Here is a 5,203-nt window from a genome sequence, read left to right on the forward strand (position 1 = left end):
AACCAGCTTTTCAACCCCCATTCAGCGCTCTATAGCTATGTGTTCTATGTGCCCTATGTGGTAAAAAATAACATACAGATTTCCCTTCATCTTTGCGTTCTCTGCCACTTTGCGTTTAATGAAGTTTAGTTCACCGGTTTAGCTCATCCAAAAAATCCTTGCCTTGTGGTTAAACAATCAGTCTGGCTTCTATGAGCTAAAAATCTCCTCCTCCCATAACTCTCCTCCCCACAATAGCCCAAATTCCAGTTTTTTTTCAGAATTTTAAAAGAACTTTGATTTATGAAAGTATTAGTTGTAGAAGACGAACCGGAAATGCTCGAATCCATTGAACGTGCCCTCAGGCAGGAAAACGCTGTCGTGGAATCAGCTGCAAACTTACAGGAAGCCCTCGACAAAGCCTTGATTTACGAGTACGATTGCATCCTCTTGGATGTCAATTTACCCGACGGCAGCGGCCTGGAATTACTCCAGGAACTGAAAAACAACAATAAATCAGACGGAGTACTCATTATTTCAGCCCGGAATTCATTGGATGACAAACTCGAAGGCTTGAACCTCGGGGCAGACGATTACTTAACGAAACCCTTTCATTTTTCAGAACTAATCGCACGGATCCGTTCCATTGTCAGACGGAAGAAATTCGACGGAAATGCCCTGGTCGAAATCGGGAACATTCAGGCAGATGTGACCAATCAATCCGTTTCGGTTCATCATAAACCGGTAACCTTAAACCGGAAAGAATTTGCCATTTTAATGTATTTGATCTCCAATAAAGGCCGTTTGGTGCATAAAACAGCCCTGGCAGAACATGTTTGGGGCGACAATATCGATGAATCCGATAACTTTGAGTTCATCTATTCTCAAATCAAGAACCTGAGAAAAAAAATGAATGATCTGGATTCCGGAATTGAAATTCAATCCATTTACGGAGTCGGATATAAACTGATCGAATCGTGAAATTAATCCAGCGCACAGTCATCTTCATGTCAGTTGCCCTGCTCATCGCATTGTCAGTTTGGGCATTGATCTTTTATGTAAACATGATTGATGAAGTACACGACAGCATCGACGATGGATTAGATAATTCGAAATTACTGATCATTCACCAGGCAGAACTGGATTCCACCGTCCTTCATAAAACCAATTTCGACGAAGGAAATTATTCCATCCGGAAAATAGAAGAACGTCAGGCACTCAATCATTTCGATGATTACAAAGACACTTTGATGTATATGGAAAACGAAGACGATTTGGAACCCGTACGACTCTTAACAACAGTCTTTGAAGCAAACGAAAACGAGTTTTATCAGCTCAAAGTCATTTCATCCATGGTGGAAGAAGACGATTTGATCGAAGACCTGTTTTATTCCCTGCTTTGGCTTTATCTGACGCTGATTGTAACGATTCTGGCTATAAACGTATTGGTTCTGAGAAGCATGTGGAAACCCTTTTTCGCCTTCCTGAACCGCTTGAGTGGATTCAAACTCGGCAAAAACGAACAGGTTGCTCCGCTTCAATCCAAAGTCACAGAGTTCCAGGTCCTCAATACAGTGATCCAGGACGTATTGGAAAACACCATTCGTTCCTATCACAACCAGAAACAACTGATCGAAAATGCATCGCACGAACTGCAAACGCCATTGGCAATCGCATTGAACAAACTGCAGCTGCTGGCAGAAAACCCGGAGTTGTCCGAAGAAGTCGTAAAAGAAGTCTTTCAAACGATCGAAACGTTGGAGCGCTTAACCCGTTTGAATAAATCCCTGCTCTTACTTTCCAAAATCGAAAACAAACAATTCCTCAACGAAGAAAAGATCAACCTGAACGAATTGGTAAAAACCGTTTTGTCCGACTTTGAAGATCAGATCGAGCACAAGGAGCTTGAATTGATCCTCACCGAAGAAACCACATTGATCATCAACATGAATGCCGAGTTGGCACGCATTCTCCTGACAAATCTCATCAAAAACGCCATCCGGCACAACTTCAAAAAAGGAACGATCGAAATCACCCTCTCAAAATCCTCCTTTGAAATTGCCAATTCAGGTTCCGACAAACCCTTGAATACAAATGCGGTATTTACCCGTTTTTACAAAGAATCCAACGACAAGGCATCGACAGGTTTGGGGCTGGCAATCGTGAAATCCATCACAGACGTTTCCGGATACAAAATCTCGTACACCCATTCCGCTTTCCGTCACCGTTTCAACGTGAATTTCGGATAAAGAAAGTCCCCGGAATGAATACATAATGCTTACTGCACCTTGTACTCAGGTAATGATGTCCTCAAATCACACGCAGCTATGTGCTCTATTGTATCTATGTAGTAAAAAAACTCAGCTATAACGCCCCACACTTTGCGGCCTTTGCTCCTTTGCGTTTAATGAAGTTTAGTTCACCGGTCAGCTCATCCAAAAATCCTTGTGTCCTTCGTGCCTTCGTGGTTAAACCAACCAGCTTTCCAACCCCATTCAGCGCTCTATAGCTATGTGTTCTATTGTGACTATGTGGTTAAAATAATCAACGTTTCAAATCTCGCATATCATGTAAATAACTCCTTGTGTCCTTCGTGGTTAAACCAACCAGCTTTTCAAATCCCCATTCAGTTTTCTATAGCTATGTGCTCTATTGTATCTATGTGGTAAAAAACTCCCCATCCAATCAGTATTCCCAATTCTTTCCCGATTTGCCCCATAAATTTGTCCTATAAATTAAAAAACACATAATATGAAAGGGTTACGATTGATATTGACAGGGTTTTTAGGAATTGCATTTGTTTCATGTGCAAGCACCACCATCGACCAGCAGGAAATTCCATCAGTAGTTATTAATGCAGTGATGACCAAATATCCCGACGCAAAAGAGTTGGACTGGGAAGTGAAAGGAGGGATTTACGAAGCCGAATTCGATTTGGGAAAAGACGACTATGAAGTGTGGGTAAATGCAGAAGGAACAATTCTGAAAGTAGAACAGGAAATTAAAATCGCCGCAATTCCCTCCGTCGTTTTGAACAAAGTCAAAGCAGATTACAAAGACGGCAGACTGGATGAGGCAAAACGCATTGAAATCGGCAAAAACGTTTACTACGAAATAGAAGTAGACTTAGCCCTGGGAGACCAGAAAGTCGTTTATTCCGCAGCCGGAGTAAAACAAGATCCGTCCGTTCTCACAAGAATCAGTAAATAACCGGATCTTTTCGCAACTTGGTAATGCATCCGAAAAAGTAATGGACCAATCATATCGAACATGGCAACAATTCTGATAATCCTGTTTATTGTTAGTTTCCTGGCATTTTCAATTAGTGCTATCTGTGGGGGCGGGGCAGGACTGATGCTCATTCCGATTCTTGGTCAATTAGTAGCTGTAAGTCAAGTTCCAGCCGCATTGTCGATTGGAACTTTTACAAGCTCTGCCTCACGACTGGTCGTTTTCCGAAAGAATATTCGTTGGAGTATCGTCAAATACTTCGTGCCAGCAGCTCTGCCAGCAGTTTGGTTAGGAGCTTGGTTGTTGAAATATGTCAATCCTGTTTATTTGGAGATCGCAATGGGGCTTTTTCTGGTAAGCAACCTGACCTTTTTGTTCAAGAAGCCAAAAGAACTCAGTGAAACGGAAATACCGGCTACCATTAAACTCACAAGCATTGGTTTTTTAGCCGGATTCTTGTCAGGCTTAACAGGAGCGGTCGGACTTTTATTCAATCGGTTTTACCTGCGGTATGGGCTAACCAAAGAAGAAATCGTTGCCACACGGGCAGCGAATGAGATCATGTTGCATTTAGTCAAAATTGTACTGTACTTTTTGTTTGGGTTGATAACCGGTAAAGTCATATACATCGGGATCGTGGTTGCTGCTTCCGCCATTTTTTCGACAATAGCGATGAAGTGGATTCTGCCTCACTTAAGTGAAGTTTCATTTAAGAAAATAGGTTATTCGGCAATGGTTTTATCCGGATTCGTGATGCTCTCACAATCAGGAGCAGATTTGTTCATATCAAAAAATCCGACTACCGCCCCTCATTTACAAGCCTACGAGCAAAAACTGAATTGGCAGCACGCGAATTATGAACTTGAATTCACTTATGATCACGGTTTTGAGTTCGAACAAGTGATTCCAATAACCGAGTTATCCCGTGAACAGCAGGATTTCGTGAAAAGCAGAATGCCGGCTGCCGACAAGATTGTCATTGAAGCGGTTTATGGAATCGACAACAAATCGTTTGAAGCTTATTACTTCCAACAAAATAAATTGGTCGATAAAATTGATTTTATCTAAACAAACTTCCAGGTCATGAAGCTCAGAATAATTCTTCCTGTTGTTCTTTTAAATTTGGTGTATTCATTCGGACAGCTAACACCTCCCGGTTTGGGAAGCAATTCCAACATGAACCTGTGGTTCGCTCTGGGGCTGGATCAGCAATTGGATTCGGCAGGAAAATTCAGTTCCATGACCTATGTGGGAATCGCTGCACAAAGCAATGTCGATAACGCCAATGTCTTCGAGCGCTTCGGAATCTTAGTCCTGAATGAAGAAGTGAAATTCAAATTCAGACCAACCTGGAGCGTTTCACTCGCTGCAAGCTACCGCCACCAAAACGAATACGAAAAAAGCCCTCCCTACCTGGCTGCCGAAGACAAATTCAAACAGGAATTTCGGCTTTATTCAAGAATAACCAAAAGCTGGAAGAAAAAATGGATTCCCTCTATTGCCTTTCGCCAGGAATACCGCAAATTCTACAATCCTGAATTCAGAGATTGGAAAGTATCATCCGCATTCCGCTCCCGCTTAAAATTTCAAAGCGAAATTGCCTTAACACGAAACAAGCGCTTGTCAGTCATTGCCGGTTGCGAATTCCTGTTTTCAACCGAATTCGAGGAAAAAACACAGAAATGGGAACACTTCGAATACGGAGAAACCCGCCTTTCTGCCGTTCTAACCTACAAATCTCCAAATGGAAAATGGATGTACGGCATCGGCTACATGAACGATTTACTGCACGTCGACGCCGGAAAAAAATCCGTCAACTACCTCACCGTAAGCCTCATACTCAACAATATTCTCTAAAAAGTAATTCGTAACCTAAAATAGTGACTTTCAACTCTCAAAAATACCTAACTCGCATTAAAAACATTTGCAATAGATATAGCATAGATATAGCATAGATATAGCATAGATATAGCATAGATATAGCATAGATATA

At 41.8% G+C, this 5,203-nt stretch carries 5 protein-coding genes; all 5 read left to right on the top strand.

The annotated features are described in order from the left end of the window. The first annotated feature begins 282 nt into the window (after positions 1-282). On the top strand, positions 283-960 hold the full coding sequence (locus Q1V93_RS11945) for a response regulator transcription factor (protein WP_300664970.1): 678 nt from the start codon (positions 283-285) through the stop codon (positions 958-960). Further along, positions 957-2,228 carry a HAMP domain-containing sensor histidine kinase gene (locus Q1V93_RS11950; protein ID WP_300664972.1) on the top strand — a complete coding sequence of 424 codons (1,272 nt, stop codon included), beginning with the start codon at positions 957-959 and terminating at the stop codon, positions 2,226-2,228. Before Q1V93_RS11945 ends, Q1V93_RS11950 begins: the two co-directional genes overlap by 4 nt. 502 nt (positions 2,229-2,730) lie before the next feature. After that, positions 2,731-3,189, top strand: coding sequence for a PepSY-like domain-containing protein (locus tag Q1V93_RS11955; protein ID WP_300664973.1), 459 nt, complete (start codon positions 2,731-2,733; stop codon positions 3,187-3,189). Positions 3,190-3,249: 60 nt separating this feature from the next. Further along, positions 3,250-4,278: a sulfite exporter TauE/SafE family protein gene (locus Q1V93_RS11960; protein WP_300664975.1), complete on the top strand. Its 1,029-nt coding sequence runs from the start codon at positions 3,250-3,252 to the stop codon at positions 4,276-4,278. Positions 4,279-4,293: 15 nt separating this feature from the next. Beyond that, positions 4,294-5,067 carry a DUF2490 domain-containing protein gene (locus tag Q1V93_RS11965; protein ID WP_300664977.1) on the top strand — a complete coding sequence of 258 codons (774 nt, stop codon included), beginning with the start codon at positions 4,294-4,296 and terminating at the stop codon, positions 5,065-5,067. The last annotated feature ends 136 nt before the right edge of the window (positions 5,068-5,203 follow it).

This window comes from Fluviicola sp., from assembly GCF_030151805.1.
Classification (GTDB): Bacteria; Bacteroidota; Bacteroidia; order Flavobacteriales_D; family Crocinitomicaceae; genus Fluviicola.

Excerpts from the sequence above, each read along its gene's own strand:
- Q1V93_RS11945 (WP_300664970.1), top strand. The coding sequence starts at position 283 with ATGAAAGTATTAGTTGTAGAAGACGAACCGGAAATGCTCGAATCCATT.
- Q1V93_RS11955 (WP_300664973.1), top strand. The coding sequence starts at position 2,731 with ATGAAAGGGTTACGATTGATATTGACAGGGTTTTTAGGAATTGCATTT.
- Q1V93_RS11960 (WP_300664975.1), top strand. The coding sequence starts at position 3,250 with ATGGCAACAATTCTGATAATCCTGTTTATTGTTAGTTTCCTGGCATTT.
- Q1V93_RS11965 (WP_300664977.1), top strand. The coding sequence starts at position 4,294 with ATGAAGCTCAGAATAATTCTTCCTGTTGTTCTTTTAAATTTGGTGTAT.